Below are 25,780 nucleotides of genomic sequence, written 5' to 3' on the forward strand. Positions count from 1 at the left end.
GTCAGTTGATCGAGATCGGCGTGCTCGAGGTCACCCCGAAGTGGCCCATGGTTCCGTAATAGCCGAGCAGCGTGAAGAAGACGCCGCCGCTAGCGTAGCCGCCCGAGCCATTGGTCCAGTAGACCTCGAGGGTCTGCTTGCCGGTTGGATAGGCCGGAGCGAGCAGCATCTCGAAATCATCGATGTAGAGCCTGTCCGGGGCGACCCGGACGTTCCACGGCGCGCCGGTGAAGCTGACCTGCTCACAGCCATAGCCGCCGGTGACGACGGCGTTGGTGACGGTCGCCGAGGTTCCGCCCGCCGGCACGTCGAAGGTCATGGTGAAGTTGCAGGAGGCCCAGGCTTCGATGTTCATCACGCCCTCGACCGTGAAGGTGGTCGGATTGGGCGTGATCACCTGGGCTTGGGCGCTGGCGGCGACCAGCGCGCCCGCCATCAGGACGGGCGCGAACAGACGCGAGATCAAGGACATTGATACCTCCCTAGTGGTTGACTTTTCTTGCACAACCACCGGTACAATTTACAATCATGTAAATCAATGCCGCGAGCAGCGCGGGAGCACATGGAACCCAAGGTCCAGCTTGCCGTTCCTGATCGGCGTTCATCACCCTATGATGGGCGCGAAGCAGTGGAGCGGGGTGTCATGCGGGCGGTTCTGACGAAGATTGCGATCCTGGGCGCGGCGGCGTCCCTGGCGACCGGTTGCGCCACGGCCCAGCCGGCCTATCCGGCCAAGCCGGCCCAATCGACCACCGCCAGCAAACCTCCGCCGCCCCCCGCCAAGGACTCCGACGGCGACGGCCGGCCCGACGGCTGGCGCGAGAAGTCGATGGAGATCGGCACCCAGCCGGCCCGCGACGTCGGCCTGTCGAAGAAGAAGATCCCGCCGGTGCTGGAAGAGGCCCTGGCCGATCCCTACAGCCTCAAGGGCCTGAAGACCTGCGCCAAGCTGGTGACCGAGATCCAGCGGCTGAACGACGTGCTGGGCCCCGACTACCAGACCGGCAACGAGTACACCGAGAACCGCACCGGCAAGCTGGCCGAGGCCGGCGGCAAGGCGATCGTCAACTCGATCATCCCGTTCCGCAGCCTGGTGCGCGAGATCTCCGGCGCCGCCCCGGCCGACCGCCACCTGGAAGCCCTCGGCGACGCGGGCCTGGCCCGCCGCGGCTTCCTGCGCGGCGTGCACCAGAAGCAGGGCTGCAAGCAGCGGTTCTGAATCGGAGACCCTCCCCCTGAAGGGGGAGGGTCTAGTCACGTCAGCCGGTAGCCCTTGGCCTCGATCACCGGCGGCAGGTCCTCGCGGCCCAGCGAGAACAGCAGGTCGCGCTCGACGGTGCGGACCATGGCGTCCAGCGGCAGGTCGTTGTCCTCCAGGCCGAACGGGTCTTCCAACTGGTCGCCCAAAGCGTCGAGGCCGAAGAAGGTGTAGCCGATCAGCAGCACCAGGGCCGGCGTCCACCAGCCCAGCGCATGGGCCAGGGCGAACGGCAGCAGCAGGCAGAAGACGTGCGCCGTTCGGTGCAGCATCAGCGAGTAGGAGAAGGGCGAGGGCGTGGCCTTGATCCGCTCGCACGCCGCCTGGACGTGGCTGAGCTCGGTCAGCCGGGCCTCCAGAACCGACAGGTGGATCGCGGTCAACGCGCCCTGCCCTTCCAGCCGCGCGCAGTCGGCGCCGACGGCGGCCAGCGCCGCGTCGGTCGGGTTGGGCGCGACGGCCAGGCCCGGAACCTCGCGCCAGCGCGCGATGGCCGCGCGCTCGTCGCCACCCCGCAGGCGCGCCGCCAGCCCGCCGGCGAACCCCGCCAGGCCCAGCAGCAGCGGCTCGCGCTTGTCGGTCGGCAACCCTTGCGTCTGCCGCGCGAAGCTGCGGGCGGCGATGATCAGGCCGCCCCACAGCTTGCGCGCCTCCCACCAGCGGTCGTAGCAGGCGTTGTTCCGGAAGCTCATGAAGATCGACAGCGACAGGCCGATCAGCGTGAAGGGCAGCGCGTTCAGCCGCTCCAACGCCGCCGGCCAGCGCTGGGCCGTCAGCACCGCGCCGATCGACACCAGAAGCAGCACCGCCAGCCTTCCTGCGATGCTGGGCAGGATCGAGCCGCGCAGGGCGAAGGCGATTTCGAAAAGGCCGGCGCGACGCCCTACGATCATGATCCCGCTCCGTCTGACGGCCTGCTCTACGCCCGGCGCCATGACGACGCCACCCTTCCCCGCGCGCGGCCTTGGCCGAACCTCAACTGCGGGTTAGACAACGGCAGGATCACTGACGGGGGATTGTGATGCTACTGGCCATCGGAGCAGCGCTCGCCATCGCGACCGCGACGCCCGCGGCGTCCGCGACCTATGCCGACGACGTCTATCCCATCGGCACGGTCGAGCCGTCGTGCAAGGGCGGGGTCAGCTTCTCGCCCAAGGGCACGATGACCCGCCTGCTGGGCTGCATGTTCCAGGCCTTCGCGGCTACCGATCCCCAGAGCCCGACCTTCGCGGCCGACCTGAGGCAGAAGTGGATCACCAAGGTCGGCATGGCCCGCGTCCAGGGCGCCAGCGACGAGCTGCTGGGCAAGTGGGCCCAGCAACCGAGCTTAGGCATGTTCACCCGCGCCGACTTCGCGCCGGTCCGCTTCGAGAACATGACCATGAAGAACCTGGAGAACGGCAACTTCACCTTCGACGGCGACCTGCTCGCGCAGGAAGGATCCGGCCTCGTGCGGCGTTCGCTGTCGGGCGAGTACGCCCTGTTCCGCGGTTCGTGGACGATGATCCGCTTCGACATCGGTGAGCCGAAGTAGCGCCGGTCCGGCGGCGCGATCCCGACGCTTGCGATGAAAATTTCTGGATGACGGACCCAATCCATGAAACCTGTTCATGGATGGCCCGCGATCCCCTCAATGACCTTTCGGCCTTCGTCGCCGTCGCCGAAGCCCGCAGCTTCACCAAGGCCGCGGCCCAGATGGGCCTCTCGCAATCGGCCCTGAGCCACGCGATGCGGCAGCTGGAAGAGCGGATGGGCGTGCGGCTGCTGGCCCGCACCACGCGCAGCGTCGGCCTCACCCAGGCGGGCGAGCGCCTGCTGGAGACGGTGGCGCCGCACCTGCGCGAGATCCAGTCGGGCCTGGCCGCGCTGAACCTGCTGCGCGAGACGCCGGCCGGCGTTCTGCGGCTGACCACCAACGAGCACGCCGCCGCGACGATCATCTATCCGGCCATGGCCCGGCTGGTTCGCGACTATCCCGACATCACCGTCGAGGTCAGCGTCGACAACGGCTTCACCGACATCGTCGCCAACCGCTTCGACGCCGGCGTTCGCCTGGGCGACCTCGTCGATCAGGACATGGTCGCCGTCCGGATCGGCCCGGACCAGCGCATGGCGGTCGTCGGCACGCCCGCCTACTTCGCCGCCCACCCCGTCCCGCTGACGCCGCAGGACCTGCTGGCGCACAACTGCATCGGCATGCGCCTGCCCACCTACGGCAACCTGCTGGCCTGGGAGTTCGAGAAGGACGGCCAGTCCGTCAGCGTCAGGACCAAGGGCCAGGTCGTCGCCAACACCGGCCTGATCGGCCATCGCGCGGTGCTGGACGGCCTGGGCCTGGGCTATTGCCCGCAAGACGTGGTCGCCGACGACATCGCCCAGGGCCGCCTGGTCCGCGTGCTGGACGACTGGTGCGAGCCCTTCGCCGGCTATCACCTCTACTATCCAAGCCGCCGGCAGCCTTCCCCGGCCTTCGCGCTGCTGGTCGAGGCTCTGCGCCACCGGGCTTGAGGCCCACGCCGGCATTCATGAGCAATCCGCATAGACCCTTGCGCGATTACCCGACTAATCGCCCAGGGCCGCCGCCCTTATCCTCGCGTCCAGACTTCAATCACCAGGCTCCCAGCGGGAGCCTCGACGTCCGGAGACGCGCATGAAGACCCTGGCGATCTTGCTGGCCCTGGCTTTCAGCCCGCTCGCGGCGGAGGCGCAGACGATGCAGGATCAGGACATGGCGGCTCGCGTGCGCGGCCTCGAGGACCGCGCCGCGCTGAAGGCGCTGGTGGACACCTTCTCCAACCTCGCCGACACCAAGGATATCGACCGCCAGGTGCTGCTGTTCACGCAGGACGCCACGGTCGACTCCCATGTCGCCGGCCAGCCCACCTCGTCGCTGAAAGGGCGCCAGCAGATCGGCGAGGCCTTCACCGGCTTCCTTGGCCGGTTCGAGACCGTCTACCACATCAACGGCCAGCAGACGGTCGACATCCAGGGCGACCGGGCGACAGGCGTGGCCTACAGCCTGGTGGTGCTGATCGGCCAGGACGCCGGCACACTCTATCGCAACACCTCGGGCGTCACCTATCACGACGAATATGTGCGCCAGGACGGCCGGTGGCTGATCGCCAGGCGCAGTTCAGACTTCACCTGGACCAAGCGCGAGGAAGTCCCGCCGCCGGCCCAGCGCCCCTGACGCGCGCCCGGAGGCGGCCATGCGATTGCTCGGCGGCCTGGGCCTGGCCCTTTCGTGCGAAGGCGGGCGGATCCACCTTCACCCGATGAGCGCCCGCAACCCCGCCCTTCCCCGCGAAGGCGGGAACCCGAGCGAAGCCCGCGGGCCGCTCACGACCGCGCCTTGCCTCGCAACGCCGCCTGGATCCCCGCCCGCGCGGGGAAACTCGGCGACGAACGGTCGGAGCGACTGAGCGCTTTCAGCCCTTGCGCCGCACGAACCGCAGGGCGGTGTGGGTCTTGGAGAAGGCGCAGACCTTGGTGTCCGACAGGCCCACGCCCCGGGCGGCCGCCAGCACATCGGTGTCCTTCAGCGGCGCGGTCTTGCCCTTCTGCGAGACGACCCAGATCGCCCCCTTCTCGGCCAGCGCCCCCTGCAGGTCCTCCAGCCGGTCCAGCTGCCCCAGGTCGTCGGCCGCCACGAACAGCAGGTCGACGTCCTCGAAGTCCTCGCCGGGCCCGACCTGCGCCTCGACGCGGGTCGAGAGCTCGTCCAGGAAATCCTCGTCGTCGACGCCGTCGATCACCACGCTCATGCCCGGCTTGACGCCCAGCTTGTCCAGCCGCGTCGGCGGGTTGAGGATGGCGTGCACCCACTTGTCGGCCTGGCCGGGATCGAGGGTGAAGCGCGTGCCGTCGGACAGGACGATGTCGTCGCCCTCGGCGCGGATGTCGCGCAGGGCGTGGCCCTGATAGATGCCGCGCACCGCCCCGCGGAAGATCAGCTTGGGCGGCTCCCACAGCAGCTTGCCGTCGCTCTCGCCGTCGCTGAGCTGGCCCCAGGCCCGCGCTTCCTTGCCCATGCCTCAGGCGCCCCGGAACGTGGGTTGGCGCTTTTCGAGAATGGCGTCGACGCCTTCCATGTGATCCTCGGTGTGGTGGGCGATGGCCTGAGCGGCGGCGCTCATCTCCATCAGGGTGTCGTAGCTCGCCGTCTGGCCGTGCTTGAGCAGACTCTTGGCCATGCGCAAGGCGTGAGGCGGCTGGGCGGCGATCCTTTCGGCCAGGGCCAGCGCTTCGCCCATCAGGTCGCCCGACGGCACAGCGCGGCTGATCAGGCCCCACTCGGCCGCTTTGGCCGCGTCGATGACGTCGCCGGTGAACAGCAGTTCGGCCGCGCGGCTCATGCCCACCGTGCGCGGCATCAGCCAGGCGCCGCCATCGCCGGGGATCAAACCCAGCTTGAGAAAGGTCACCCCGAACCGCGCCGTGTCGGCGGCGATGCGGATGTCGGTCATGCAGGCCACGTCGCAGCCCAGGCCGATGGCCGCACCGTTGACCGCCGCGATCGACGGCACCTCCAGGCCGTAGATGGCCCGCACGATGCGGTGGATGTTCTTGCGGTAGCCGTCGCGCACGGCCACGCCGTTGCCGCCGAAGGCGCCTTCGCGGGCCTTCATCGCCTTGACGTCGCCGCCGGCCGAGAAGGCCTTGCCGGCCCCGGTCAGGATCACGCAGCGGACGTCCTGGTCGTCGTTGATCGCCTCGCAGGCGGCCGCCACCTGGTCGCCGTCGCCGGGCGCGCCCAGGGCGTTCATGGCCTCGGGGCGATTGAGGGTGAGGATGGCGACGTGGCCGCGCTTTTCGGTGAGGACGAGGGGCTGGGACGTCATGGGTGTGGGGCGCTCCTGCAATCTTGTTTTTCCCTTTGCATAGAGGCTTTCGGCCGGAGAGGGAAACGTCCCCGCCCGGCTCTCGCGAGGCGGGCGGCGCCATCACGGCGGCGTGAGCCTCCGTGCGTGCAGCAACACATTTCTGATGGCGAACACGCGAAATCGATTGGCGAGAACTGAAAGTTCGGGTTGTAGTCTTGTAAGGGACGACAGCGGATTGGCGTTAAGTGCAGTGAAACGGTCCCAAGGCCACGCGCTCATCATCGAGGACGAGATCCTCATCGCGCTCGAGGTCGAGGCCCTTCTGGCCGCCCAGGGCTATTCAAGCTTCGACATCGCCGACAGTCCGCAGGAAGCGTTGACCTGCGCCCTGGCCCGCGCGCCCGACCTGATCACCGCCGACTTCCGCATCATCGGCGGCACGGGGCTGGAGGCGGTCGAGGCCATCGAGGCCAAGCTGGGCCGCATCCCCACCGTGTTCGTCACCGGCAACGCCGATCAGCTGGCCAACGCCCGCCGCACGATCGTCGACAAGCCGATCTCGCCGCGCCGCCTGGCCGAGGCCTGCCAGCAGGCGCTGGACCGCCGGGCCTGACAGGCGCGCCCCGCCGCTGCTAGGCTCCCGGCGAACGGGAGACGGCGCATGGCGATCATCGACACCCTCGACGCGCTGGAGGCGATCTACAGCCCAGCGCCCGTCGCGGCCTCCACCGCCAAGGTCAGCGACCGCCTGACAAGCGACTATCGCCGGCTGATCGAGGCCTCGCCGTTCCTGGCCCTGGCCACGGTCGGTCCCGAGGGCCTGGACTGCAGCCCGCGCGGCGACGCCCACGGCCTGGTGACCATCGCCGACGAGCGCACGCTGATCCTGCCCGACCGGCGCGGCAACAACCGCATCGACAGCCTGCGCAACATCGTCCGCGATCCGCGCGTGGCGCTGCTGTTCCTGATCCCCGGCTCGGGCACGACCTTCCGGGTCAACGGCCGGGCGGTGATCAGCGCCGACGCCGACCTGCTGGCGCGGCTTGCCGTCGACGGCAAGGCCCCACGCACCGCGCTGATCGTCACCATCGAGGAGTGCTATTTCCAGTGCGCCCGGGCGGTGATGCGGGCGGGCCTGTGGAGCCCCGAGGCCCACGTCGATCCCAAGAGCCTGCCCAGCGCCGGCGCCATGCTGGCGGCGATCACCGCCGGCGAGGTCGGCGGACCGGCCTATGACGAGGCCTGGCCCACGCGGGCCGCCGCGTCGATGTGGTGACGCCAAGGAACCTCCCCCTCTGGGGGAGGCGATCGCGCAGCGATCGGTGGGGGGCGTAGCGGCGAAATCGGCCAGAACTTCGAAAGCTGAGAACCTCCCCCCACCGGCCTTCGGCCGCCTCCCCCAGAGGGGGAGGTTCCCCGAGGCTGCGGCGTTCACCCAATCTCCCTGTGCAAAATGGATTGTCACCGGTGTCATGGTTCGTGCTAGCCATGACGCAAGCTCGTCAGAAGCGCCGGAGGAAGACCCCATGGATCGTCGCAGCCTGCTGCTGGCCGCCGGCGCGGCAGCCGCCGCCAGCGCCCTGCCCGCTCATGCCGCAAAGTCGGCCGGTCCCGCCCGCTCGCCCATCGTGACCACCGCCGCCGGCAAGGTGCGCGGATCGACCACCGCCGACGGCGTGCACGTGTTCAAGGGCCTGCGCTACGGGGCCGACACCGGCGGCGCGAACCGCTTTTCCCCGCCCCGCAAGCCCCAGCCCTGGACCGGCGTCGCCGACGCCCTGGCCTATGGCGCGGCCTCGATGCAGACCGGCAAGGGCGAAGAGGGCGAGACCCTCTCGGAAGACTGCCTGTTCCTCAACGTCTGGACCCCAGCCAAGGCCTCCAAGACCGGCCTGGCCGACGGCGCAAAGCGGCCGGTGATGTTCTACATCCACGGCGGCGCCTACAACGGCGGCTCGGGGGCAAGTCCCTGGTACGACGGAACCCGCCTGGCCAAGCGCGGCGACGTGGTGGTGGTGACGGTGAACCACCGCCTCAACGCCTTCGGCTACCTTTATCTCGCCCGCCTGTTCAACGATCCCAGCGTCGCCGACAGCGGCAATGTCGGCCAGCTCGACCTGGTGCTGGCCCTGCAATGGGTGCGCGACAACATCGAGGCCTTCGGCGGCGATCCCTCGCGGGTCATGCTGTTTGGCCAATCGGGCGGCGGGGCCAAGATCGCCACCCTGCTGGCCATGCCGGCCGCCAAGGGCCTGTTCCACCGCGCCGCCACCATGAGCGGCCAGCAGGTCACCGCCGGCGGCCCGTTCAACGCCACCAAGCGCGCGAAGCTCTTTCTGGAGAAGCTGGGGATCAGCGACCTGGCCACCTTGCGCGCCCTGCCCGCCGACCAGCTGCTGAACGGCCTGAAGGCGATCGATCCGGTGGCCGGTTCGGGCGGGGTCTATATGGGCCCGGTGCTGGACGAGCGCTCGCTGACCCGCCACCCCTTCTTCCCCGACGCGGCGCCCCAGGGCCTGGACGTGCCGCTGATCTGCGGCAACACCCATGACGAGACGCGCGGCTTCGTCGGCTCCGATCCCAAGGTGTTCGACATGACCTGGGACCAAGTGGTCGAAAAGCTGCCGTCCCAGTTCAACGCCCGCATCGACATCGACCCGGCCACGGTGGTGGCGGCCTATCGCCGGATGTACCCGACCTACTCGCCGTCCGACGTCTATTTCGCCGCCTCGACGGCCGGTCGTTCGTGGAAGGCGGCGATCCTGCAGGCCGAGGCCCGCGCGGCGACCCGCGCGCCTGCCTGGGTGTATCAACTGGACTGGAAGTCGCCCAAGGACGGCGGCATCTGGGGCGCGCCGCACACGCTCGATATCTGCCTGGTGTTCGGCACGCTGGACGCCAAGGGCGCGATCGTCGGGACCGACGCCCGCAGCCAGGCGATGTCGAACACCATGATGGACGCCTTCGTCGCCTTCGCCCGCACCGGCGATCCCAACTGCGCGGCCATTCCGAAGTGGGAGCCCTACACCCTGCCCCGCCGCCAGACCCTGGTGTTCGACGAGACCACCCGCATGGCCGACGACCCGCGCGGCGGCGAGCGCGAGCTCTTCAACAAGGTGCCGTTCACGCAGTTCGGGACTTAGAGGGGGGAAGAACCCCCTCAGTCGCTCCGCGACAGCTCCCCCAAAGGGGGAGCATCTCAAGCGCCAAGATCCTCCCCCTCTGGGGGAGGTGGCCCGGAGGGCCGGAGGGGGTCTGCGGCCCTAAGCCGCCACCTCGCCCTCTTCGTCCTCATCCTCGTCGTCGAAGTCTTCTTCGTCCGGACCAAGGGCCAGGTCGCGGAGCAGTTCGATCTGGTCGGCGACGTCGGCGGTGATCTCGTCGTCGATCCCGGCGGCTTCGAGGGCGGCGGCCAGGTGGCCGATGATCAGGTCCAGTTCGTCGTCCTCCAGCGCGTTGGCGCCGAACCACACCTGGGCCAGCTCCAGGTCGCCGCGGGCCTCGCCGGCCTCGGGATCGAGGGCGCCGGCCACCACGGCGCGGGCGCCGGGCGCGACCTCGCCGCCGAACAGGCTCTTGAGCCGCTCGTCGCCCTGGGCGCGCTGGAAGAAGTCGCTGATCACCGACTGGGCGGCGGCCTCGCCGCCGATGCGTTCATAGGCGCTCATGCCGTCCTCGTGAGATTGGGAACGGCGAAAACGCTAACACGGGTCGCTCAATCGGTGCGTGAACCCTGGGCGATGGTTTCGTGACAGGACCCGGAAACGAAAAACGCCCCGCCTTTCGGCGGGGCGTTTCGTCTTACTTCGCCCGAACTACTTCGCCTTGTCCATCAGGCCGGCGAAGCGCTCGAAGATGTAGAGGCTGTCGGTCGGGCCGGGCGAGGCTTCCGGGTGGTGCTGGACGCTGAACACCGGCTTGTCCTTCAGTGCGATACCCGCGTTGGTGCCGTCGAACAGCGAGACGTGGGTCTCCTGCACCGGCTCGGGCAGGCTTTCGCTGTCCACCGTGAAGCCGTGGTTCATCGACACGATCTCGACCTTGCCCGTGGTCAGGTCCTTGACCGGGTGGTTGGCGCCGTGGTGGCCCTGCTCCATCTTCACGGTCTTGGCGCCCAGGGCCAGGGCCAGCATCTGGTGGCCGAGGCAGATGCCGAACACCGGCTTGCCGCTTTCCACCAGTTTCTTGATTTCCGGCACGGCGTACGCACCGGTAGCGGCCGGGTCGCCCGGGCCGTTGGACAGCAGGACGCCGTCGGGATTGCGGGCCAGGATGTCCTCGGCCGAGGTGTCGGCCGGAACCACCGTGGCGCGGGCGCCCACGTGAGCCAGGGCGCGCAGGATGTTGCGCTTCACGCCGTAGTCGATGACGACCACTTCGTACTTGGGCTGCTCCAGCTTGGCGTAGCCGGCCGGCCACGACCACAGGCCCTCGTCCCAGGTGAAGGTCTGGGTGGTCGAGGCGTCCTTGGCCAGGTCGAGGCCGACGACGCCCGACCAGTCGCGGGCCTTGGCCTTCAGGGCGTCGAGGTCGAACTTGCCGTCGGGCGAGTGGGCGATCACGCCATGCGGCATGCCGGTCTCGCGGATCTTGCGGGTCAGGGCGCGGGTGTCGACGCCGGCCAGGCCGACGACGCCGCGGCGCTGCATCCAACCGTCGAAGTCGCTGTTGGCGCGCCAGTTGGCCGGATCGGTCGGGACGTCGCGGAAGATCGCGCCGCGGGCGGCCGTCTCGGCCACGCCCGTGATCTGCTCGACGTCTTCGCTGTTGGTGCCGACGTTGCCGACGTGCGGGAAGGTGAAGGCCACGATCTGGGCCATGTAGGACGGGTCGGTCAGGATTTCCTGGTAACCGGTCATGGCGGTGTTGAAGCACACCTCGCCGACCGCGTCGCCGACCGCGCCGCAGCCAACGCCCTGCAGGACGGTGCCGTCGGCCAGGACCAGAACGCCGGTGACGCCGGGGAGAAGGTCTTGGGACATCTCGAGAAGCGCCTCCAGAACGCGTGGTTATTGTTGCAAAAAGGCGGGCCAGGGAGAACCCCGCCCGCCGCGCAAACGGCGGGGTGTTTAGGGGTCGCGGGCGGGGGGGTCAACCCCTCGGATCACGGCTTTTCGCCGGCCCCGCCACATTCCCGTGATCTCCCAACGCGCCCCCTCGCGCGAAGGGCGTTCAAGCCCTTATGGTGCGGGGCTTCAACGCATAAGAACACGGGAGGACGGCCCTTGCTCGAACTGCGCCCCAACTGCGAGTGCTGCGACCGCGACCTGCCGCCCCAGAGCGAGCTGGCGCGCATCTGCACCTTCGAATGCACCTTCTGCGCCGACTGCGCGGAAAGCCGATTCCATGGCGTCTGCCCCAATTGCGAGGGCGACCTGGTGGCCCGGCCGATCCGTCCCGACAGCAAGCTGCACCGCTTTCCAGCCTCGCTGCGGCGGATCAACAAGGCCCACACGGCCTGCGCCAAGCCCCCGCCTCCCGCCGCGCCCGGCAGCGGTCGGGACGGCTGGAGTGTGACCCTTTAGGCGCACCCTGGATCAATCGGTCGCACGCCTGCATCCGCCGGCGCTTCACGCTCGTTAACTCGTCAGGCCCCACAAGCTTGGGCTTAAACGAGGAGATGGAATCATGACCGCCGCCGTCCACGATCGAGCCGCCCAGAAGCGCGCGCCGAAGATCGCCTGGACGCGCCTTCCCGGTCAGTCGCTGGCCGGCCAGGCGCTTGGCGTGATGCTGGGCGCGGGCGTGGTGATCAGCGGCGTGGTGTTCGTCATCCTCACCTTCTGAACCTGCTCTCCAAGACCCCTCCCCAGAGCCGCTCGGTTTCATAAGGCTGCGGATCCAACCTAAAGCGCAGCCGCCGATTGCCTTCGGCGTCAGGTCGTGCACCGTGCGGGCGCCTGTTCGAAAGGGAGCCCGCGCGATGTGCGACGACGACATCCACCCCGGCCTGGTCCATGATCCGCGCGTCTCGCGCCGCACGTTCGGCCTGATGACCGCCGCGGCCGGGGGCCTGGCCGCCACCGCCGCCCGCGCCGACGACAAGGTCGTCGAGACCGACGTCGTCATCAAGACGCCCGACGGCGAGGCCGACGCGGCCCTGTTCAAGCCGGCCGGCAAGGGCAAATGGCCCGCCGTGCTGATCTGGCCCGACGTCATGAGCCTGCGCCCGGTGTTCCGCGACATGGGCCGCCGCCTGGCCGCCGCCGGCTACGTCGTGCTGGTCCCCAACCTCTATTACCGCGTCAAGAAGGCGCCGGTGATCGACGGAACCTTCAACTTCGCCAATCCCGACGACCGCGCCAAGATCACCCCGCTGCGCGCCACCGTCACGCCCGAGGGCACCGACCGCGACGCCCTGGCCTATGTGGCCTTCCTCGACGCCCAGAAGGAAACCGACAAGGGCCGAAAGATCGGCGTGCAGGGCTACTGCATGGGCGGGCCGCTGTCGTTCCGCACCGCCGCGGCCGCCCCTGGCCGCATCGCCGCCGTCGCCAGCTTCCACGGCGGTGGCTTGGTCACGGCCGATCCCACCAGCCCGCACCTGCTGATCCCCAAGACCCACGCCGAGTACCTGATCGAGGTCGCCGACAACGACGACAAGAAGGAGCCCGACGTGAAGGACAAGCTGAAGGCCGCCTTCGCCGAGGCCAAGCGCCCGGCCAAGGTCGAGGTCTTCGCCGGCGCCGCCCACGGTTGGACGGTCAAGGGCAGCCAGGTCTACAACGAGGCCGCCGCCGAACAGGCCTGGACCAACCTCCTGGACCTCTACAAGCGCACGCTGCGCTGATGTAGACGGAGGGCATGAGCCTCATCACCACGGTCGGCGTCGACGCCGACGACACCCTCTGGCACTGCGAGAGCCTGTTCCGCCTGACCCACAAGCGGTTCGTCGAGTTGCTGTCCGACTTCGGCGACGAGGAACGGATCAACAGCCAGCTGGCCGTGGCCGAGAAGCGCAACCTGCGGGTCTACGGCTATGGAGCCAAGGGCTTCACCCTGTCGATGATCGAAACCGCGCTGGACCTCACGGACGGCGCGGTCTCCACCCGCGTCATCCGCGAGATCCTGGCCGTGGGCCGCGAGATGCTGACCGAGCCGGTCGAGCCCCTGCCGGGCGTCGAGCGGGCCCTGGCCGAGCTGTCCAAGCGCTATCGCCTGATCCTGATCACCAAGGGCGACCTCCTGCACCAGGAGCAGAAGCTGGCCGCCTCGGGCCTGGGCGACCTGTTCGCCGCCGTCGAGATCGTCTCGGAGAAGGACGCCGGCACCTATCGCCGGGTGTTCGACCGCTACGGCACCGGGGCCGAGCAGGCGCTGATGGCCGGCAACTCGATGCGGTCCGACATCCTGCCGGCGCTGGAGGCCGGGGCCTGGGGCGCGCTGATCCCCTACCCGCTGGTCTGGGCCCACGAGGCCGCCGACGCGCCGCAGAACCACCCGCGCTATGTGGAACTGGCCTCGATCGGCGAACTGCCGGCGTTCGTGGATCACGTGTCCAAGAACTGATCCTTCTCCCATAGGGAGAAGGTGGCGCGAAGCGCCGGATGAGGGGTTAGGGACAGAAGACGGCGCGCCGGCACGACGTCAGGCGCCGTCACCCCTCACCCTCCCAGGCTTCGCCTGGGCCCCTCCCTCTCCCCTCCGGGAGAGGGTTCAGCGCTTGGGCTTCCCCCACCCGGCGATGGCGTCCCGCGCGGGCTTCTCGAAGTACATCAGCGACGCATAGCTGACCGGGATCAAGACGAGGCCCCAGGCCAGGCACCACAGGCGCATGACGTCGCCGGTCAGGTGCAGCATCCCCAGGCCCACCCAGTTCAGGGCGATCTTCAGCATGATCGGGTGGAGCATGTAGACCGAGTAGGACAGCTGCCCCCAGGGCGCCAGCCAGCGCACGACCGGACCGGGCTTGACCGGGGCGTTGTCGGCCGCCACGCCCAGCAGGCCGACGGCGTAGCAGACGAAGAGCAGCAGGTCGCGATCCAGCTGCGCGGCGCTGCCGGCGACGAAGGCGACGCACGAGGCGAAGAACCACCACTTCGCGCCCGGCAGGCGTCCCAGCGGCCCGCGGATCTTGTAGGCGATCATGCCGACCAGGAAGCCGGGCGCAGCCCGGGCGATGCCGAAGTCGGCCGTCCACATGTGGAAGGGCTGCTGCGCCGGAATGGCGAACAGCGCCGCCAGGATCACCGCCGTGACCAGGGTCAGCCAGGCCGTCCCGCGCATCGCCAGCCACAGAAGCAGCGGCAGCAGCAGATACATCGCCCACTCGGCGCTGATCGACCAGCTGACGAAGTTGAAGGTCTGGGCCCGGCAGATGCCGAAGGCCTGCAGGTTCAGGATGTTGGGCACGACGCAGGCGGGGTCGTAGCGGCTGGGATCGCGGTCGTTCACGAGGCCCATGACCCCGGCGACGGCGATGACGATGAACACCGCCAGCGTCAGCCAGTGCAGCGGCATCAGCCGCGCCACCCGCTTCTGCAGGAACCAGCGGAAGTCGGAAACCGTGCGGATCCGCCCCGTATAGACGGCGCTGATCACATAGCCGGAGATCACGAAGAACAGGTCGACGAGCAGGCTGAAGCTCTTGACCGTGTCGTCCACCGCCTGCCAGCGGCCGTCGATATTGATGAACCGGTTGAAGTGGAAGACGACGATCAGCACCGCACCCAGCGCCCGCAGGGCGTCGAGATGCAGCATGTCGTCGGAATCGGTCTTGAGCGGCGGGAACGGTTTCACGCCGCAGTCGTGATCTCTGCCGTAACGACGGTCAAGCTCAGCCGGCGGGCAGCTTGCGGCGGATGGCGCCGACCAGGCTGTAGGCATAGGCCGCCGTCACCCCGCAGAAGTCGGCGACGAGGTCGCCCCACGACATGTCGCGGCCGGTGAAGTGCTGCACGATCTCGATCAGTCCGCCGAAGGCCACCAGCACGAGGCCGATCCGCCACAGCCGGCTCTTGGGCAAGGCCAGGCAGCCCAGCACCGCCAGCACGTAGAAGACGATGAAATGCTTGGCCTTGTCCCACGGGATCAGGCCGACAGTGTCGTCGCCCGGCGTGATCGCCTTCCAGAACGCATAGGCCGCGGCCGCCGCGAACACGGCGAAGGCCAGCCAGTTGATCTTGCGCTTGAAGCTGCGGGACATCTGGGCTCCTGGACGAGGCGAGCCCCTGCCCTAGCCGCTCACCTGGGGCGTGAAAATGGCCGGCGTAGGCTGTTCACGGCTTTCGCTCAAAGACTGCACGGAAACTGCTTATCCCGGCGCGGCCTCCCACCCGGCCTCGATCAAAATCTCAAGTCGCTCGGCTTCCGAGAACTCCAGCGCCATGTCGCCTAGGATCGGCATGCCCCTATGGATCGCGACCACCGCCAACAGGCTGCCGACCACATCTGGATCATCGGCCGTGCGTAGAGCGTCCAGTGCGGACGCGAAGAGCGCCGTCCAAGCCCGAGTGTAATGAAGCTCCAGCCAGTCGGGGATCGCAGGATTGCGTTCGTGCCTGCGCGATTGCTGGATGGTCGCGGCCAGGCCGTAGGCGTTCCAGCCGCCCGCCTTGCCCGTCGCGGCCAGCCGGGCCAAATGCGGTGCGACGGCGTACGAGGCCAGGTCGACGTCACCCTGGTGATGCAGCTCTTCCCAGAGTTCGGACCAGGCGGCCTCGACGTCGCGCCCCTCGTCTATCGCCCGAAGGGCCGGGCGGGGATCGTAGACGACCCGATAACCGCCCATCAGCCCCACCCAGCGCTCGTCCGAGAAATCCATTACACCTGCCCCAAAGAAAAAGCCCCCGGCCAAGGCCGGGGGCTCGAGCTCTAGCCTGGAAGAACCGGCCTTAGAAGGTCAGCGCGCGGGCTTCCTTCACATGCGGCAGGGCCTGGATCTTGGCCAGCAGCTCTTCGCTCGGAGCCTGGTCGACGCCGACCAGGGCGATGGCGTCCTCATCGGCCGAGACGCGGCCCAGGTTGAAGGTGGCGATGTTCACGCCCGCCTCGCCCAGCAGCATGCCCAGGGCGCCGATGAAGCCCGGCTTGTCGAGGTTGTTGATGTAGAGCATGGCCGGCGAGAAGCCCGCGTCCAGCTCCATGCCCTTGACCTCGATGACGCGCGGGGCGCCGGCGATCACCGTGCCGGCGAAGGCGCGCTTGCCCTTCTCGGTGGTGATGGTCACGCGCAGCAGCGAGTCGTAGGTCGGGCTCTTTTCCTGGCGGCTTTCCGAGACGGTCACGCCGCGCTCCTTGGCCACGGCCGGAGCCGAGACCATGTTGATCTCGGCCAGCATCGGCTTGAGCACGCCGGCGAGAGCCGCCGAGGTCAGCGGCTTGACGTTCAGGGCGGCGACTTCACCTTCGAAGGCGATGTCGATGGCCTTGATGCCGAAGTCGACCATCTGGCCGGCCAGGGCGCCGATCTTCTCGGCCAGGGCCACGAACGGCTTCAGCTTGGGGGCCTCTTCGGCGCTGACCGAGGGGCTGTTAAGCGCGTTGGTCACGGCGCCGGTCAGCAGGTAGTCGCTGACCTGCTCGGCGACCTGCAGGGCCACGTTCTCCTGGGCTTCCGAGGTCGAGGCGCCCAGGTGCGGGGTGGCCACCACCTTGTCCGAACCGAACAGCGGGTTTTCCTTGGCCGGCTCGGTGACGAACACGTCGAAGCCGGCGCCGGCCACGTGGCCTTCGTCCAGCAGCTTGCGCAGGGCGACTTCGTCGACCAGGCCGCCGCGGGCGCAGTTGACGATCAGCACGCCCTTCTTGGTCTTGGCCAGGTTCTCGGCCGACAGGATGTTGCGGGTCTTGTCGGTCAGCGGGGTGTGCAGGGTGATGACGTCGGCGCGGGCCAGCAGCTCTTCCAGCTCGACCTTCTCGACGCCCATCTCGATGGCGCGCTCGGGGCTCAGGAAGGGGTCGTAGGCCACGACCTTCATCTTCAGGCCCAGGGCGCGGTCGGCGACGATGCCGCCGATGTTGCCGGCGCCGATCAGGCCCAGGGTCTTGGCGTAGAGCTCCACGCCCATGAAGCGGTTCTTCTCCCACTTGCCGGCCTGCGTCGAGGCGTCGGCCGCCGGGATCTGGCGGGCCAGGGCGAACATCATGGCGATGGCGTGCTCGGCCGTGGTGATCGAGTTGCCGAACGGGGTGTTCATCACCACCACGCCCTTGGCGGTGGCGGCCGGGATGTCGACGTTGTCGACGCCGATGCCGGCGCGGGCGATGACCTGCAGCTTGTTGGCGGCGGCGATGACGTCCTTGTCGAGCTTGGCGCCCGAGCGGATGGCGATGCCGTCATAGTCGCCGATGACGGCGATCAGTTCTTCCTTCGACAGGCCGGTCTTGATGTCGAAGTCGACGCCGCGGTTCTTGAAGATGTCGACGGCGGCGGGGGAAAGCTTGTCGGCGATGAGGACGCGAGGAGCCATGATCAGGTGTTCCTTGTCGGCGGTCGGGCCGCGATGTGTCTTTGTTTCGAAAGCCGCGCTCAGCGAAGCCAGCGCAGCATGTGCGGGAAGGGAGCGACCCCGCGCTCGGCCGCCTGTCGCGGCTCGAGCGCAAGGCCGTAGAACTGAAGCAGCGGCACGCCGATGGCGCCCCCGGAGGTGAAGGTCTCGACCAGCCACCCGGCGTCGCCCTTGTAGCCTTCCGGATGGAAGACCACGCCGGGGTCGAGCTCCAGGTGGGTCAGGGCGGCCCACGACCACGCCAGGGCAGCCATCTCCTCGCCGTCGGTGGGTTCGAGCCGTTCGGCCTTGCGGCCTTCGGGCTCGGTGACGGCGATGTGGCCGGCCTCGTGCAGGATGTCGCCGGGATGGGCCAGACGCTGCTCGTCGATCACCAGCCCCCCGAAGCGGATGTCCACTCCGGGCAGGAAGGTGTCGTCGGGCAACTCGCCCGCCGTGACGTCGATGCCGAGGCCGATGACGAAGTCGGCCAGGCGCTGCGTCAGGGGATCGGCGAACACCGGCTTCAGGCCGCCTGGAGCGTGGCCGCCTTGGTCTCGGCGAAGGCCCAGTCGAGCCACGGCGTCAGGGCCTCCAGATCCGAGGCCTCCACCGTCGCGCCGCACCAGATGCGCAGGCCGGCCGGAGCGTCGCGATAGCCGCCGATGTCGAGGGCCGCACCCTCCTTCTCGAGCAGGCTGGCCAGCTTCTTGGCGAAGTCGGCCTGGGCGTCGGCCGGCAGGGCGGCGATCTGGGCGTCCACCACCTTCAGGCACACCGAGGTGTTGGAGCGGATTTCCGGCGAGGCGGCCAGGAAGTCGACCCACTCGGTCTTCTCGACCCAGTCGGCCAGCACTTTCAGGTTCTGGTCGGCGCGGCCCTGCATGGCTTCCAGACCGCCGATCGAGGCGCCCCACTGCAGGGCGTCCAGCGCGTCTTCCACGCACAGCATCGACGGGGTGTTGATCGTCGCACCCTCGAACAGGTCGAGCGTGACCTTGCCGTTCTTGGTCATGCGGAACAGCTTCGGCATCGGCCAGGCCGGGACGTAGCTTTCCAGGCGGGCCACGGCGCGCGGCGACAGGATCAGGATCCCGTGCGCGCCCTCGCCGCCCAGCGCCTTCTGCCAGGAGAAGGTCACGACATCGAGCTTGGTCCAGTCCAGGTCCTGGGCGAAGGCGGCGCTGGTGGCGTCGCAGATGGTGATGCCTTCACGGTCGGCCGAGATGAAGTCGGCGTTGGGCACGCGCACGCCCGAGGTCGTGCCGTTCCAGGTGAAGACCAGATCCTTGGCCGGGTCGACCTTGGCGGTGTCGGGCAGCTCGCCGTACGGGGCGCTCAGCACCTCGACGTCCGGCAGCTTCAGTTGCTTGGTGACGTCCGTGACCCAGTCCTTGCCGAAGGACTCGAAGGCCATCAGTTGCACGGGGCGGGCGCCCAGCATCGACCACATCGCCATTTCGACGGCGCCGGTGTCCGAACCGGGGACGATGCCGATCAGGAACTCGGCGGGCACTTCGAGCACTTCGCGCGTCTGGTCGATGGCGGCCTTCAGGCGCGCCTTGCCCAGCTTGGAGCGGTGCGAACGGCCAAGGACCGCGTTCCTCAGATTTTCGGGGGACCAGCCGGGGCGCTTGGCGCAGGGGCCGGAAGAGAACTCGGGACGAGCCGGACGGATTGCCGGCTTGGCGAGGGTAGTCATAGCGATGTCTCCCATCCTTACAGATGGACTGCGCCCCGTTGGGGGGGCGTGGCCCGCCGGCGAGAAACCGCGTTTCCGCCGCGAAGGCAAGACCGAAATTTTGAAAATTTATTCCAACAGCCGCGACCGATCGTCCGGCGGCGGCAATTATTTTGCGGCGCGGGCGTTGCGACGCCAGGCCAGCAGCGTGCCGACCAGCACCGCCAGCAGGACGCCGATGGTGTTGATGTTGTTGACGCTTCTGTAGAGGTAGTCGTGCGGCTTCTCGACCACCAGATAGTAGGCGTGCAGGCTGAACTGGACGGCCTGCAGCAGCATCGCCACGCCCAGCCACTGGCTGACGAAACGCATCGCCAGCATCAGGAAGGCCACGGCCAGCGCCGCGTCGATGACCAGCAGCACGACGGCCTGGGCGCCTTCCGGCATCAGCTTGTGGGTGAGCATCACGGCCAGCGCGCCGAGCAGGACGGCCAGCGAGCCCATGCGCTCGGGACGGCTTCCCTTCAGCCATGCGAACGCCACCAGCGAGACGATCGCAATCCAGATCGCGGCGGAGATGGCGCTAGCAAGCATGCGAAAGGCCCCTAACGCAAATTAGGGGCCCTGCTAAGTTAAAGTCTTGCAACTTTGCCGTCAGGCGACGGTGCGAAGACCTTCGGCGTGACCGGTCGGGGTGCCAAGATCACCCGACTTGTCTTCCACACCCGCCAGCTTCGTGCGGATGCCCATGCGCAGCTTCACTTCGTTCAGCTGGCCATGCATGTCGACCATGGCGCTGCGGGCTTCTCCCAGCGCGGCCAGGGCCTCGACCAGCTTCGCGCTGGCCTTGTCGCCGACGACCGCCGACAGGCCGAGGTCCTTACGGGCCTTCAGCATGTCCGCCATCAGTTCGGCGGCTTCCATCATCGCCGTATCCACGGCGTTCTCGGTCGCGAACAGCTTATTGGCGACCCGTTGAGCTACGAAAACTTTTTCCACACCCGACTCCTCCAGAGAACCGAGTGAATAGGTAAACGAATCATTAACGCCGTCGCAATCGAAAATGCGCCCTAGCGTTGTTTTGTCGCGACTGCACCTGGGGGCGGAAGCGAGTCGTTAGGAACCTTGCGGCAAAATGGCCATGTTTGACCTGCGGAAGGGCCATGGACGACACGCGCCGCAATTCGGAAGCCGCCGCTCACGCGCCCTTGCAGGCGCGAATCGCCGGCGTGGCGCTGGGCACCACGGTCGCCGCGCTCACCGCCGCATGCCTGTGCTTCATGCTCCAGCAATGGAGCGTCGCGCGGCAGGAAGCCCGCGAGAACCATCGCGTCCTGGCCGAGATGGTGGCCGCCGGCGCCGCCCCGGCCCTGGCCGACCACAACGCCGTCGGCGCCAGCCGGGCGCTGGACGCCGTCATCCGCGCGCCGCACGTGGCCGGCGCCCGCCTCGTCGACCTGTCGGGCCAGACCGTCGCCCGCATCGGCGTCGAGAACGAGGCCAATGTCGAAACCCTGACCCGTCCGGTCGTGCTGCAGGGCCGCAAGGTCGGCGAACTGGCCCTGGTGGCCCGCCAGCCCAGCCTGGTCGAGATCCTGGCCCGCGACCTGGCCCTCACCGGCGCGCTGTTCTTCGGCGCCGCGGGCCTGGCCATCCTGCTGGCCAACAGCCTGGCCCGGCGGATGACCAAGCCGATGCAGCGGCTGTCGGACGCCATGCACGACATGGCCCAGGGCGGCCGCTACAGCCCCGTGCAGCAGGCCAGCGACGACGACGTCTTCCACAGCCTGACCGACAGCTTCAACCATCTGGTCTCGCGCCTCGAGGCCAACGACCACGACCTGCGCTCGGCCATGGGCGAGCTGGTCAAGGCCCGCGACGACGCCAACGCCGCCAACGTCCTGAAGTCTCACTTCCTGGCCAATATGAGCCACGAGATCCGCACGCCCCTGAACGGCGTGCTGGCCATGACCGAGGTGATGGCCATGGACGAGCTTTCGGCCCGCCAGCGCGAGCGCCTGTCGGTGATCCGCGAATCCGGCGGCCTGCTGCTGGCCGTGCTGAACGACGTGCTCGACCTGTCGAAGATCGAGGCCGGCCGCCTGGAGCTGGTCGAGCGCGACTTCGACCTGTCCTCCCTGGCCGCCTCGCTGCGCGAGACCTTCGTCGACCAGGCCCGCGACAAGGGCCTGGAGTTCGGCGTCATGGTCGCCCCCGAGGCCCTGGGCGGCTGGCATGGCGACGCCGATCGCCTGCGCCAGATCCTCAACAACCTGGTGTCCAACGCCCTGAAGTTCACGCTGGAAGGCGCGGTCTCGGTGCGCTTCGCCTCGGCCGAGGACGGCTCGGGCCTGCGCATCGACGTCACCGACACCGGCATCGGCATCGCCGCCGACACCGTGCCGCGCCTGTTCGACAAGTTCGTCCAGGCCGACAGCTCGACCACCCGCCGCTTCGGCGGCTCGGGCCTTGGCCTGTCGATCTGCCGCGAACTGGCCGCCGTCATGGGCGGGGGCATTCACGTCCAGAGCCGCGAGGGCCAGGGCTCGACCTTCACCGTCGTCGTGGCCATGCCGCGCGGCCGGGGCGAGATCGCCGCCGCCCCGCCGGTCGCCGCCGAACCGGTCGACGAGGCCGCCTCGCGTCGCCTGCGCGTGCTGGCCGCCGACGACAACCTGACCAACCAGAAGGTCATCGCCGCCGTGCTCGCCCCCCTGGGGGCCGAGGTGGCGCTGGTCGCCGACGGCGCGGCCTGCGTCGAGGCCTGGCGCGCCGGCGGCTACGACGTGATCCTGATGGACATCCACATGCCGGTGATGGACGGCGTCGAGGCCGCCCGCACCATCCGCTCGCTGGAAAAGGCCGAAGGCCGCCCGCGCACCCCGATCGTGGCGGTCACCGCCAACGCCCTGGTCCACCAGGTCGAGGGCTATCTGGCCGCCGGCATGGACGGCCACGTGGCCAAGCCGATCGAGGTCACCAAGCTCTACACCGCCATCGAGGACGCCGTGGCCGCCGCCGCGCGCCTGGCCGCGGCCGAGGCGGCCGCCGCCTGATCTCAATTGTTCCGCCCACGACCGGGCGTTTTCAGACGCCTATGACCTTGTCATCCCGGCCGTAGCGCAGCGGAGCGCCGGGATCTCCCACCGTTCCAAAAACTGCAGACGTGGGAGATCCCGGCTCTACGGACCGCTGGCGCGCTCCTTCGGCCGGGATGACAAGTCTCCTGAAGCTTTCAATTGAGTACGCCGCCTCAGGACCTGACCCGCGACGCTCGCTCCGCGCTCATGACAACGACTTCAGGTAGATGAACCCAACATAACGACGGGCTCAGAACCGCTTCAGGCGGCACGTGGTTTCTTGTCTTCAACGTCGTCGCGACCGGCGACGGACCAGTTGAAAGGAACCGAACCGATGAAGAAGATCATTCTGCCGATCGTTGCGGTCTCGGCCCTGGCGGCCGCCACCGTCCCCGCCGCGGCCATGGCCCAGCCCGTCAACCAGCGCCAGGCGCAGCTCGAACAGCGGATCGACCGCGGCGTGCGCACCGGCGACCTGACCCGCCACGAGGCCCGCCGCCTGCAGGGCGAGCTGCGCGAAGTCTCGCGCCTCGAATACCGCTACCGCGCCGGCGGCCTGAACGGCTGGGAACGCGCCGACCTCGACCGTCGTCTGGACCGCATCAGCGCCCAGATCCGCTACGAGCGTAACGACCGCGACTACGGCCACGGCTACGGCCGCGGCGCTCCCAACCGCTGGTAACGGCGACTAGGCCGGCTCCACCCGGAGCCGGCTGTCCACCACAGTGAGGCCGCGGCCGCGCAGGATCACGCGCGCGCCGCGGCTTTCGCATGACAGGTCCCCGCCCCGGCCGGGATAGGCCTGGTGGAACTCCAGCGCCGTCCTGCCCAGCTTGTCGCCATAGAGCGGCATCAGGATGCAGTGGGCCGACCCGGTGGTCGGATCCTCGGGAATACCGGCCGCCGGCGCGAAGAACCGGCTGACCACCGCATAGGGTCGCCCCGCATCCGCCATGGCCACGGCGATCACCTGGCCCTTGCCGTCGGTCGCGTCGCTGTCGACGCGGTTCAGCGCGGCCAGGTCGGGCGCAAGCGCCCGCACCGCGGCCTCATCCTCCAGCACCGCCACCAGATAGGCCCCGGCCCAGGCCTCGACCACCTTGGCGCCCAGGGCCTCGGAAAGGCCCGCCGGAACCTCGACCCGGCGCGGCGGATTGGCCGGAAAGTCCATCTCCAGCCGCTCGCCGTCGCGCCGCACCCGCAGCTCGCCCGACAGGGTGTCGAAGGCCAGCGTCTCGACCGCCACGTCCAGTTCGGCGAACAGGGCGTGCGCCGCCGCCAGGGTCGCGTGGCCGCATAGCGGCGCCTCCCGGGCCGGCGTGAACCAGCGCAGGCCGTAGCGCGCCGGGTCGGCGGTCTTCAGCAGGAAGGCCGTCTCGGCCTGGTTGTTCTCGGCCGCCAGGGCCTGCATCCAGGCGTCGGACGGCCAGCGGTCGAACGGCTCGACCACGCAGGCCGGGTTGCCCTTGAAGGGGGCGGACGCGAAGGCGTCGATGGTCCACTGGCGCATGAAAGGCTCCTCGAACTCAGGCGGCGGCGCTGGCGGCCGGCAGATGGGGCGTGATCGCGGCCAGGGCGCGGGCGACGTAGACGTCCTTCTCCCCCACCGGCGCGACGTAGTGGATGGCGGCCTTGGCCTCTTCCAGACCCGCCAGACGCGCGATGGTCCAGGCGGCCAGGTACTGCGAGGCCAGGCAGCCGCCGGCGGTGGCGACATTGCCGTGGGCGACGAACGGGGCGTCCAGCACCTGCACCCCGGCCTCGACCACCCAGGGCTTCGTCGTCAGGTCGGTGCAGGCCGGCAGCTCGCCGATCAGGCCCAGCCTGGCCAGCAGCAGGGTTCCCGAACACTGGGCCCCGATCAGCTGGCGCGACGGGTCCAGCGTCAGGCGCGACAGCAGACCGGCGTCGGCCGCGATCTGGCGCGTCTTCGAACCGCTGCCGATCAGCACGGCGTCGGCCTGCGCGGCGAACTCCAGCGGCTGCTGGCGCTGCACGGTCACCCCGTTCAGCGAGGTCACCTCCGGCGTCGGGGCCGTGATGTAGGCCGCCCAGCCGTGCGCCTTCATGCGATTGAGGATCGCCGAGGCGATGAACGAGTCCAGCTCGTTGTAGCCGTCGAACGTCAGAACCGCGATCCGCACCGGAGCCTCCTCTTGCAGCGGGCTCCAGCGGTAGCGGGCAATGCCTCATGAAGCAAAAGGAGTATTGTCATGGTGACAATGCTCTCGAACGCGGAGGTTTCCGAAACCGGCGAAATCGGCTGCAAATAGCGACCGCCGCCGACCAGCCGGCGATCGCGAAGGGACCAGGGCCGCATGGCGAAGTCGAAGAGAAAGACGCTCCCCAAGGATTTCGACGCCCTGCTCAAGGCCGGCGACCTGGCCGCGCTGCAGGCGGTGTTCGACACCTGCGAGATCGATGCGCGCGGCGGCTACGCCAAGGGTACGGCGCTGGCGTTCCACGACTGCCCTGAAGACCTCGCGCGCTGGCTGGTCGCGCACGGCGCCGATCTGGAGGCCAAGGACGCCTACGGCCGCACCGCCCTGCACAATCGCGCCTCCAGCCTGTTCGGCGATGTCGAGACCCTGCTGACGCTGGGCGCCGACGTGCACGTCCAGGACAACAACGGCGACACCCCGCTGCATCACGCCGCCATGTTCGCCAATCTGGACGCCGTGCGCCGGCTGCTGGAACGCGGGGCGCGGGTCGAAGCGCTCAACACCGCGGGACAGACGCCGCTGGAAGCGGGCCTGCAGCGCTGCAGCAACGCCCAGATCGCGGCGATGGCCGCCGCGGCCGAGCTGCTGCTGGCGGCCGAGCCGCCCCGTAAACAAGGCTTGGGCGGCCTCTTCAAGCGGGCCTTCGCAGGCAAGTCCGGCGAACAGGGGCGCGTCACGCCGCAGATGCAGGCCTTCGTTCAGCGCATCAGCGAGAACTTCGAGTTCCACCGCCAGGGCTTCAATCCCGACTATCTGGAGGAAACCAGCGCCGGGCTCGACCGGCTCTATGCGCTGTTCGACGTAGCGCCGGTCCCGCGCCGCACGATGCACGACGGCCGCGCGCCGATCCTCGCCCGATCCGCCCGCTGGCAGGACCAGCACCAGGAACTGTGGGAAATGCTCGTGCCCTCGCGCGGCGCGGCGTCCACCATGCAGGGCGAGGTGATCCGCATCGCCGGCAAGGTCGCCGACGAGATCGACCGCAACGGCGGCGCCAACTGGGACGCCGACTATCGCCGGATGACCCGCGCCTTCCTCGCCCATGTCGGCGCCGGCGCGCCGCTGCCCGAGCCCGATCAGGAACGGGCCGCGCAGCTGGTGGCGCAGGTCCGGGACCTCGACGGCGCCGGCGCGGGGCTGTGCGAGCTGGCCGTGGCCTGGGTGCGCCTCAATCCCACCCCCGTTCCGCTGCCGGCGCCCGACTACGACCGGTGAGGTCACTAGGGTCCGTACTCAATTGGAAACTGGAAACGCTTGTCATCCCGGCCGTAGGAGCGCGTCAGCGGT

The 25,780-nt window shown here is 68.9% G+C and carries 30 protein-coding genes; 14 read left to right on the plus strand and 16 right to left on the minus strand.

Annotated elements, in window-relative coordinates:
* Position 1: 1 nt before the first annotated feature.
* Positions 2–472: a hypothetical protein gene (locus tag G5B46_RS08910; protein ID WP_165257893.1), complete on the minus strand. Its 471-nt coding sequence runs from the start codon at positions 470–472 to the stop codon at positions 2–4.
* Positions 473–643: 171 nt separating this feature from the next.
* On the opposite strand from G5B46_RS08910, the gene G5B46_RS08915 reads away from it, so the two are divergent.
* The gene (locus G5B46_RS08915) at positions 644–1,219 is read left to right on the plus strand and encodes a hypothetical protein (RefSeq protein WP_240903412.1); all 576 of its coding nucleotides are present in this window, start codon (positions 644–646) and stop codon (positions 1,217–1,219) included.
* Between the two features lie 35 nt (positions 1,220–1,254).
* Here G5B46_RS08915 and G5B46_RS08920 read toward each other — a convergent pair whose 3' ends face one another.
* Complete coding sequence (locus tag G5B46_RS08920) at positions 1,255–2,151, minus strand: bestrophin family protein (RefSeq protein WP_165257896.1); 897 nt, start codon at positions 2,149–2,151, stop codon at positions 1,255–1,257.
* 128 nt (positions 2,152–2,279) lie between these two features.
* Between G5B46_RS08920 and G5B46_RS08925 the strand changes: the two genes are divergently transcribed.
* From G5B46_RS08925 to G5B46_RS08935, 3 genes are all read left to right on the plus strand, one after another.
* On the plus strand, positions 2,280–2,792 hold the full coding sequence (locus G5B46_RS08925) for a hypothetical protein (protein WP_165257899.1): 513 nt from the start codon (positions 2,280–2,282) through the stop codon (positions 2,790–2,792).
* Between the two features lie 80 nt (positions 2,793–2,872).
* The gene (locus G5B46_RS08930; protein ID WP_165257902.1) at positions 2,873–3,766 is read left to right on the plus strand and encodes a LysR family transcriptional regulator; all 894 of its coding nucleotides are present in this window, start codon (positions 2,873–2,875) and stop codon (positions 3,764–3,766) included.
* A gap of 142 nt (positions 3,767–3,908) precedes the next feature.
* Positions 3,909–4,448: a nuclear transport factor 2 family protein gene (locus G5B46_RS08935; RefSeq protein WP_165257905.1), complete on the plus strand. Its 540-nt coding sequence runs from the start codon at positions 3,909–3,911 to the stop codon at positions 4,446–4,448.
* Between the two features lie 238 nt (positions 4,449–4,686).
* On the opposite strand, the gene G5B46_RS08940 is transcribed toward G5B46_RS08935, so the two are convergent.
* The gene (locus G5B46_RS08940) at positions 4,687–5,289 is read right to left on the minus strand and encodes a DUF3052 family protein (RefSeq protein ID WP_165257908.1); all 603 of its coding nucleotides are present in this window, start codon (positions 5,287–5,289) and stop codon (positions 4,687–4,689) included.
* 3 nt (positions 5,290–5,292) lie between these two features.
* Positions 5,293–6,099, minus strand: coding sequence for a crotonase/enoyl-CoA hydratase family protein (locus G5B46_RS08945; RefSeq protein WP_165257911.1), 807 nt, complete (start codon positions 6,097–6,099; stop codon positions 5,293–5,295).
* 232 nt (positions 6,100–6,331) lie between these two features.
* Between G5B46_RS08945 and G5B46_RS08950 the strand changes: the two genes are divergently transcribed.
* The 3 genes from G5B46_RS08950 to G5B46_RS08960 all read left to right on the plus strand — a co-directional run bounded on the left by G5B46_RS08950 (position 6,332) and on the right by G5B46_RS08960 (position 9,224).
* Positions 6,332–6,694, plus strand: coding sequence for a response regulator (locus G5B46_RS08950; RefSeq protein WP_233247561.1), 363 nt, complete (start codon positions 6,332–6,334; stop codon positions 6,692–6,694).
* 48 nt (positions 6,695–6,742) lie between these two features.
* Positions 6,743–7,357, plus strand: a complete 615-nt coding sequence (locus tag G5B46_RS08955) for a pyridoxamine 5'-phosphate oxidase family protein (RefSeq protein WP_165257915.1) — start codon at positions 6,743–6,745, stop codon at positions 7,355–7,357.
* A 250-nt stretch (positions 7,358–7,607) separates the two neighbouring features.
* On the plus strand, positions 7,608–9,224 hold the full coding sequence (locus G5B46_RS08960; protein WP_165257916.1) for a carboxylesterase/lipase family protein: 1,617 nt from the start codon (positions 7,608–7,610) through the stop codon (positions 9,222–9,224).
* Between the two features lie 120 nt (positions 9,225–9,344).
* On the opposite strand, the gene G5B46_RS08965 is transcribed toward G5B46_RS08960, so the two are convergent.
* Together G5B46_RS08965 and carA are read right to left on the minus strand one after the other, a co-directional pair.
* A complete protein-coding gene (locus G5B46_RS08965; protein WP_165257918.1) occupies positions 9,345–9,749 on the minus strand; it encodes a hypothetical protein in 405 nt (134 codons plus the stop codon).
* Between the two features lie 147 nt (positions 9,750–9,896).
* The gene (carA, locus tag G5B46_RS08970) at positions 9,897–11,063 is read right to left on the minus strand and encodes a glutamine-hydrolyzing carbamoyl-phosphate synthase small subunit (RefSeq protein ID WP_165257920.1); all 1,167 of its coding nucleotides are present in this window, start codon (positions 11,061–11,063) and stop codon (positions 9,897–9,899) included.
* Positions 11,064–11,306: 243 nt separating this feature from the next.
* Here carA and G5B46_RS08975 point away from each other — a divergent pair, with 243 nt between their 5' ends.
* From G5B46_RS08975 to G5B46_RS08990, 4 genes are all read left to right on the plus strand, one after another.
* A complete protein-coding gene (locus tag G5B46_RS08975; RefSeq protein WP_165257921.1) occupies positions 11,307–11,606 on the plus strand; it encodes a DUF1272 domain-containing protein in 300 nt (99 codons plus the stop codon).
* A gap of 103 nt (positions 11,607–11,709) precedes the next feature.
* A complete protein-coding gene (locus G5B46_RS08980; protein WP_165257922.1) occupies positions 11,710–11,868 on the plus strand; it encodes a hypothetical protein in 159 nt (52 codons plus the stop codon).
* A 136-nt stretch (positions 11,869–12,004) separates the two neighbouring features.
* Positions 12,005–12,871 (plus strand): dienelactone hydrolase family protein, encoded by an 867-nt coding sequence (locus G5B46_RS08985; RefSeq protein WP_165257924.1) that lies wholly within the window; start codon positions 12,005–12,007, stop codon positions 12,869–12,871.
* Between the two features lie 14 nt (positions 12,872–12,885).
* Positions 12,886–13,590: an HAD family hydrolase gene (locus G5B46_RS08990; protein WP_165257927.1), complete on the plus strand. Its 705-nt coding sequence runs from the start codon at positions 12,886–12,888 to the stop codon at positions 13,588–13,590.
* 147 nt (positions 13,591–13,737) lie between these two features.
* On the opposite strand, the gene G5B46_RS08995 is transcribed toward G5B46_RS08990, so the two are convergent.
* The 8 genes from G5B46_RS08995 to G5B46_RS09030 form a co-directional block, all read right to left on the minus strand.
* Positions 13,738–14,820, minus strand: coding sequence for an acyltransferase (locus tag G5B46_RS08995; RefSeq protein ID WP_165257930.1), 1,083 nt, complete (start codon positions 14,818–14,820; stop codon positions 13,738–13,740).
* A gap of 37 nt (positions 14,821–14,857) precedes the next feature.
* Positions 14,858–15,226: a VanZ family protein gene (locus G5B46_RS09000; protein ID WP_165257933.1), complete on the minus strand. Its 369-nt coding sequence runs from the start codon at positions 15,224–15,226 to the stop codon at positions 14,858–14,860.
* 108 nt (positions 15,227–15,334) lie between these two features.
* Entirely contained in the window at positions 15,335–15,844 is a 510-nt protein-coding gene (locus G5B46_RS09005; RefSeq protein WP_165257935.1) for a hypothetical protein, read from the minus strand.
* A 70-nt stretch (positions 15,845–15,914) separates the two neighbouring features.
* Positions 15,915–17,495 (minus strand): phosphoglycerate dehydrogenase, encoded by a 1,581-nt coding sequence (gene serA / locus G5B46_RS09010; RefSeq protein WP_165258346.1) that lies wholly within the window; start codon positions 17,493–17,495, stop codon positions 15,915–15,917.
* Between the two features lie 56 nt (positions 17,496–17,551).
* On the minus strand, positions 17,552–18,031 hold the full coding sequence (locus tag G5B46_RS09015) for a hypothetical protein (protein ID WP_165257938.1): 480 nt from the start codon (positions 18,029–18,031) through the stop codon (positions 17,552–17,554).
* Between the two features lie 5 nt (positions 18,032–18,036).
* Positions 18,037–19,212 carry a phosphoserine transaminase gene (locus tag G5B46_RS09020; protein ID WP_165257941.1) on the minus strand — a complete coding sequence of 392 codons (1,176 nt, stop codon included), beginning with the start codon at positions 19,210–19,212 and terminating at the stop codon, positions 18,037–18,039.
* A gap of 147 nt (positions 19,213–19,359) precedes the next feature.
* Positions 19,360–19,785 carry a hypothetical protein gene (locus G5B46_RS09025; protein WP_165257943.1) on the minus strand — a complete coding sequence of 142 codons (426 nt, stop codon included), beginning with the start codon at positions 19,783–19,785 and terminating at the stop codon, positions 19,360–19,362.
* A gap of 60 nt (positions 19,786–19,845) precedes the next feature.
* The gene (locus G5B46_RS09030; protein WP_058350117.1) at positions 19,846–20,190 is read right to left on the minus strand and encodes a hypothetical protein; all 345 of its coding nucleotides are present in this window, start codon (positions 20,188–20,190) and stop codon (positions 19,846–19,848) included.
* A 164-nt stretch (positions 20,191–20,354) separates the two neighbouring features.
* Between G5B46_RS09030 and G5B46_RS09035 the strand changes: the two genes are divergently transcribed.
* Entirely contained in the window at positions 20,355–22,247 is a 1,893-nt protein-coding gene (locus G5B46_RS09035) for an ATP-binding protein (protein ID WP_165257946.1), read from the plus strand.
* 358 nt (positions 22,248–22,605) lie between these two features.
* Complete coding sequence (locus G5B46_RS09040; protein WP_165257949.1) at positions 22,606–22,953, plus strand: hypothetical protein; 348 nt, start codon at positions 22,606–22,608, stop codon at positions 22,951–22,953.
* Between the two features lie 6 nt (positions 22,954–22,959).
* Here G5B46_RS09040 and G5B46_RS09045 read toward each other — a convergent pair whose 3' ends face one another.
* The gene (locus G5B46_RS09045) at positions 22,960–23,781 is read right to left on the minus strand and encodes a PhzF family phenazine biosynthesis protein (RefSeq protein ID WP_165257951.1); all 822 of its coding nucleotides are present in this window, start codon (positions 23,779–23,781) and stop codon (positions 22,960–22,962) included.
* 16 nt (positions 23,782–23,797) lie between these two features.
* Positions 23,798–24,415, minus strand: coding sequence for a DJ-1/PfpI family protein (locus G5B46_RS09050; RefSeq protein ID WP_165257953.1), 618 nt, complete (start codon positions 24,413–24,415; stop codon positions 23,798–23,800).
* A gap of 174 nt (positions 24,416–24,589) precedes the next feature.
* Here G5B46_RS09050 and G5B46_RS09055 point away from each other — a divergent pair, with 174 nt between their 5' ends.
* Complete coding sequence (locus G5B46_RS09055; RefSeq protein WP_165257955.1) at positions 24,590–25,708, plus strand: ankyrin repeat domain-containing protein; 1,119 nt, start codon at positions 24,590–24,592, stop codon at positions 25,706–25,708.
* Positions 25,709–25,780 lie beyond the last annotated feature (72 nt).

The sequence above is a fragment of the Caulobacter sp. 602-2 genome, from assembly GCF_011043625.1.
GTDB lineage: Bacteria > Pseudomonadota > Alphaproteobacteria > Caulobacterales > Caulobacteraceae > Caulobacter.

Excerpts from the sequence above, each read along its gene's own strand:
- G5B46_RS08910 (WP_165257893.1), bottom strand. The coding sequence starts at position 472 with ATGTCCTTGATCTCGCGTCTGTTCGCGCCCGTCCTGATGGCGGGCGCG.
- G5B46_RS08915 (WP_240903412.1), top strand. The coding sequence starts at position 644 with ATGCGGGCGGTTCTGACGAAGATTGCGATCCTGGGCGCGGCGGCGTCC.
- G5B46_RS08920 (WP_165257896.1), bottom strand. The coding sequence starts at position 2,151 with ATGATCGTAGGGCGTCGCGCCGGCCTTTTCGAAATCGCCTTCGCCCTG.
- G5B46_RS08925 (WP_165257899.1), top strand. The coding sequence starts at position 2,280 with ATGCTACTGGCCATCGGAGCAGCGCTCGCCATCGCGACCGCGACGCCC.
- G5B46_RS08930 (WP_165257902.1), top strand. The coding sequence starts at position 2,873 with ATGGCCCGCGATCCCCTCAATGACCTTTCGGCCTTCGTCGCCGTCGCC.
- G5B46_RS08935 (WP_165257905.1), top strand. The coding sequence starts at position 3,909 with ATGAAGACCCTGGCGATCTTGCTGGCCCTGGCTTTCAGCCCGCTCGCG.
- G5B46_RS08940 (WP_165257908.1), bottom strand. The coding sequence starts at position 5,289 with ATGGGCAAGGAAGCGCGGGCCTGGGGCCAGCTCAGCGACGGCGAGAGC.
- G5B46_RS08945 (WP_165257911.1), bottom strand. The coding sequence starts at position 6,099 with ATGACGTCCCAGCCCCTCGTCCTCACCGAAAAGCGCGGCCACGTCGCC.
- G5B46_RS08955 (WP_165257915.1), top strand. The coding sequence starts at position 6,743 with ATGGCGATCATCGACACCCTCGACGCGCTGGAGGCGATCTACAGCCCA.
- G5B46_RS08960 (WP_165257916.1), top strand. The coding sequence starts at position 7,608 with ATGGATCGTCGCAGCCTGCTGCTGGCCGCCGGCGCGGCAGCCGCCGCC.
- G5B46_RS08965 (WP_165257918.1), bottom strand. The coding sequence starts at position 9,749 with ATGAGCGCCTATGAACGCATCGGCGGCGAGGCCGCCGCCCAGTCGGTG.
- carA (WP_165257920.1), bottom strand. The coding sequence starts at position 11,063 with ATGTCCCAAGACCTTCTCCCCGGCGTCACCGGCGTTCTGGTCCTGGCC.
- G5B46_RS08980 (WP_165257922.1), top strand. The coding sequence starts at position 11,710 with ATGACCGCCGCCGTCCACGATCGAGCCGCCCAGAAGCGCGCGCCGAAG.
- G5B46_RS08985 (WP_165257924.1), top strand. The coding sequence starts at position 12,005 with ATGTGCGACGACGACATCCACCCCGGCCTGGTCCATGATCCGCGCGTC.
- G5B46_RS08990 (WP_165257927.1), top strand. The coding sequence starts at position 12,886 with ATGAGCCTCATCACCACGGTCGGCGTCGACGCCGACGACACCCTCTGG.
- G5B46_RS09000 (WP_165257933.1), bottom strand. The coding sequence starts at position 15,226 with ATGTCCCGCAGCTTCAAGCGCAAGATCAACTGGCTGGCCTTCGCCGTG.
- G5B46_RS09005 (WP_165257935.1), bottom strand. The coding sequence starts at position 15,844 with ATGGATTTCTCGGACGAGCGCTGGGTGGGGCTGATGGGCGGTTATCGG.
- G5B46_RS09020 (WP_165257941.1), bottom strand. The coding sequence starts at position 19,212 with ATGACTACCCTCGCCAAGCCGGCAATCCGTCCGGCTCGTCCCGAGTTC.
- G5B46_RS09025 (WP_165257943.1), bottom strand. The coding sequence starts at position 19,785 with ATGCTTGCTAGCGCCATCTCCGCCGCGATCTGGATTGCGATCGTCTCG.
- G5B46_RS09035 (WP_165257946.1), top strand. The coding sequence starts at position 20,355 with ATGGACGACACGCGCCGCAATTCGGAAGCCGCCGCTCACGCGCCCTTG.
- G5B46_RS09040 (WP_165257949.1), top strand. The coding sequence starts at position 22,606 with ATGAAGAAGATCATTCTGCCGATCGTTGCGGTCTCGGCCCTGGCGGCC.
- G5B46_RS09045 (WP_165257951.1), bottom strand. The coding sequence starts at position 23,781 with ATGCGCCAGTGGACCATCGACGCCTTCGCGTCCGCCCCCTTCAAGGGC.
- G5B46_RS09055 (WP_165257955.1), top strand. The coding sequence starts at position 24,590 with ATGGCGAAGTCGAAGAGAAAGACGCTCCCCAAGGATTTCGACGCCCTG.